This is a genomic window from Acidithiobacillus sulfurivorans, from assembly GCF_018853815.1.
In the GTDB taxonomy this organism is placed as follows: Bacteria; Pseudomonadota; Gammaproteobacteria; order Acidithiobacillales; family Acidithiobacillaceae; genus Acidithiobacillus; species Acidithiobacillus sulfurivorans.
Map to the genome: position 1 here is coordinate 1 of NZ_JAAOMP010000012.1, position 3708 is coordinate 3708.

Below are 3708 nucleotides of genomic sequence, written 5' to 3' on the forward strand. Positions count from 1 at the left end.
TGTCGCCAAGGTCATGGAACGCCTGAAAGAACATTACGGCAATATTTTAAGCACAGGCATGATTCGGGAGTCCGAAGAATTCAAGCGTTCCAGTATCGAACGGGAGATTCCCATCTCCCTGGCCTACCCGGGATCCAAGGTTGCCATCCCGGATTTGCAGGCCATCGCCGATGAAATGCTGGGCATCCTGAAAAACATCACGGAAAACCGGCTGACACCAAAAGGGGGTGAGTGATGGCCAAACAACCTTTCCGCAGGATGGGCGTCATCCACCCCATACCGCCCACCGGATTAACCCCACCCATCAGCGAAGAAACCTTGCAGGAGATGGAACGCGCAGAGCGCGAGCTCATTGAAATGGGGCAGCAAGTTGCAGAGGAACAACCGCTTGCCGGCGAGTCGCCCGTTGAGACGCAGGCTTCACTTCCAGAGACGGGCCAAACGATCAATGAACCGCCATCAGAAAGCATGAAGGGCGGTGAAAGCGTCGAAAATACCGAAAGCCAAACCACCGAAGGCATGCAGAACCTGGTGGACGTCAACCTGCTCTACCCCGGGCGATTTCAGCCCCGCTTTTCAATCAGTCAGGAAGGAATTGATGATCTCGCTTCCGACATCGACCGTATTGGCAAGCTGCTCAACCCCGTCAGTGTACGTCCAGATGGCGCCGGGCGATACGAGATTATCGCCGGCGAACGTCGGTGGCGGGCATGCACCTTATTGGGCTGGCAAAAAATACCGGTTACGTTCATCGGTTCTGACGAAAAGACGGCTATCATGGCCTCCCTGTCAGAAAACATCCAACGTCAGGATCTCTCGGAAATGGAGATCGGCTTTTATCTCAAGCGCATGCTGGAAGAAGGGATCGCGCCCACCAAACGCGAACTGTCCGTCAAGGTCGGAATCGACCGACGTTCTCTGTACAAATATTTAGCGTTTACAGACCTTCCGCCATCCCTGCAGACGATTGTTCGTCAGGGTCCAACCTTGTTTGCCGCATCCGCTGCGGAAACCATGGTAGACCTTTGCCATAACGGATATGCGGACAGGGTCCATCAGGCCGCGCACATGATTCTGCAAGGCAAGCTCAATACCAATACCATGCGTGCCTGGGTAACCGGACAGGACCGGTCCCGCGATCCCGATCGGCGTCCGATTGTCCGTGATGGCGTCCGGGTAGGCACCGTATCCTTTGGCAAAGACGAAATGCGCATCCGGCTTTCTCCCGGCATTCAGGATATCCCACAGGAAGAACTGGCGGCCATGATTTCTGCAGCTATTCTCTCCAGATCCGAAGGTGAGGTTCTGACCCCATTGACCCAAAAGCCAGCAGACACGCAGGATTCCACGGCAAAGGAGGCGGAAAATGCGCGTCCTTAGCTTTCGAAATCTTCTCAATAATCGCCGTGTGCCGATCGGCACACAGTCATCCATAGGGCTTTTTCTTCTGGAGCAGCGTCCACCCATACCAAGCCCATGGGGCTCACGAGAAAGGTACTTCACGGGCAGCGTAAAGCTGCCTTTTTGCTTTTATGGTTCCACGCTAAGGGAGGGGAACATCATGACTTAGCCTATACCATCAAAAAGGAGAAGCAGCGGGACCAACCGCTGCTTCTCCTCTTGCACATGCTTGACTGACCCTCTCGCGGAAGACCAGCTACTACCTGACAGTTCCTAGCATATTCCCGAGAAAAGACCCCGTCAAGCCGATAGGAAAGTTTTGCCGAAATTCCCATTTTTCGGCGGGCTTGTTGCAACCTTTTGCGTCTTTTTTTCAGGAGAATGCCATCATGCAATCCACCGTCCATTATTCCGTCTCCATGCATCATCTGCCCTTCAGTATGACGACCCCGCCGCCGAACCACGGCCGCACCGAAGCGCAGCCCATCGACCTCACCACAAACAACGTCAGCCCTGATCGGCTGGCAGGACCGCAGACCGCGACCACAGGCGGTCTCCAGCCATCCAACGGCTTCAAGGCGATGAAGGAGGCTGCCCGACACGACTTCTTCTCTATTCGTGCCGACGCCGTCCAGGACGGCGCACTGGCATTGCTAGACTCCCTCGCCGAGTACCTGGTCTGGGACGGGATGGATCGCAGGCTGCGCGCTGTCGCGTCCGCCACACACACGGATTACCCGGAAGCGGTCGTCAGCGTCCAGCAGATTGCCAAAGACATCAAGATACGGATTGGCCACGATCTCTGCGAGCGCACCATAGAACGCGCACTCAAAAAACTCTGTGATGTGGGGCTCCTGTTGGCTACGGCACGCTTCCACCAAGGACGCAGGCAGGCTTCTTCTTACCAGCTCCTCTACGCGCCCTCCATGGCCTCTCGTCTGATGAATTCAAGACGTGGTGGTGCCAGCAAGGATGCGAAAATCACAACCACTAACGACACGATGCTTTCGACGAACACTTACAGCGCTGTACCGAAAGCATCAGCAGTTTCCGAAGAAGCCCGGAAATCCCGGGAAGCCCTGGAAACTTCGGAAACGCCCTATCATTCATTGACCCGCATTGGGGATCGCCTCCCCATGTTTTCTGCTCCTGTGCTGGATGACAAAAACCCTTTACCTGCACCGTTAAACGGCAAAGAAACCAACGATCCTACTTCGCTTTCTTCACCTTTACCCGAAGTGTGCCGATCGGCACACGCCGAATTACCGGATGAACCGGCCTTTAACACCCTGAAAACCGCTATTCCCCAAAAGGACGAACGAACACGCAGCCAACCGACACAGATGTCGCCTCTTTTTAATAAAGAAAACAAAAAAGAAAATAAAAAGGTTTTTAAGAATGTTTTTTTGATTTCTGATTTTTCAAAAAATCCTCTGGCAGCCGAAACAAGTCCAACGCCATCCGTTGCTCACGGCACGCCAACGTCAAATGGGTACTACCTCGACAAAGTGCATCAAAAAGGCTGGGTTTCGACTTCCTCGGCGGCTCTGCACCCTTATCTGGATGACCTTTCACGCGTGGCTTTCTTTGCAGGGCATCACACCTTGGACGCTTTGCAAAACTGGTTTCAAAGCCAAGAAAACGCTATCGCCGCACAACAGACAACGCTCACGGAGATCTTGAACGCCGTACAAATCCTGGATTCAGGCGATTCCGCCAAGACACAGGAAACCTCGGCGACCCATCAGGAACCCGCACGGCGTCAGGCTATCTTGTGATGACCAACCGCCGGGCACTCCCATCACCAGAGCTTGTCCAGATTGGGACTTTCGATACACTATCTGTAACGAAGGTGACAATTTTTGAGGGCTGAACATGGAACAGAACCCATTAACCAACAACAAAATCCGTTTTGTCAGCCCACATTCCGGGTGGACCAAACGCATAGCGTATTACCAAGAGCAAACGGGCAAGGTCAAGGCCATTGGTCGGGGCATCTATGTGCCAGGGAATATGCCCACGGAAGCCATCGGAAACGCCTGCCAGCAGCAAGCCCTGGATCTGGTCGCTTACCGCTACGAATCGGCACGATTGTTCGGTATCTCCGCCCATCAGGTAAAAAACCAGAACTTGAGTCCAGCTACTGTGAATCGGGTCCATATTGCTTCGGATACCACGGAAGCCCGCCGAGAACGCGAGATCATCCCCGATACGTTATGGGCCATCCTGCACCCTGAGAAGGCTGACAGCCCGTTTTTGCGTCAATCCACGCTGCATCGTCAGGAGATCATGCCGGGCGAGTGGCGC

4 protein-coding genes are annotated in these 3708 nt (G+C 54.2%); all 4 read left to right on the forward strand.

The genetic code is table 11. The annotated features are described in order from the left end of the window. A partial coding sequence (locus tag HAP95_RS00265; protein ID WP_215882468.1) for a hypothetical protein occupies window positions 1-235 on the forward strand: 235 nt, incomplete at its 5' end. Next, a complete protein-coding gene (locus tag HAP95_RS00270) occupies window positions 235-1380 on the forward strand; it encodes a ParB/RepB/Spo0J family partition protein (RefSeq protein WP_215880496.1) in 1146 nt (381 codons plus the stop codon). The genes HAP95_RS00265 and HAP95_RS00270, both read left to right, overlap by 1 nt. Window positions 1381-1790: 410 nt before the next feature. Then, entirely contained in the window at window positions 1791-3179 is a 1389-nt protein-coding gene (locus tag HAP95_RS00275) for a hypothetical protein (RefSeq protein ID WP_215880495.1), read from the forward strand. Window positions 3180-3276: 97 nt separating this feature from the next. Beyond that, window positions 3277-3708: hypothetical protein (locus HAP95_RS00280; RefSeq protein ID WP_215882469.1), on the forward strand; the 432-nt coding region annotated here is incomplete at its 3' end.

Bases quoted from the DNA above. Each gene is read 5' to 3' on its own strand.
- HAP95_RS00275 (WP_215880495.1), top strand. From the start codon at position 1,791: ATGCAATCCACCGTCCATTATTCCGTCTCCATGCATCATCTGCCCTTC.
- HAP95_RS00270 (WP_215880496.1), top strand. From the start codon at position 235: ATGGCCAAACAACCTTTCCGCAGGATGGGCGTCATCCACCCCATACCG.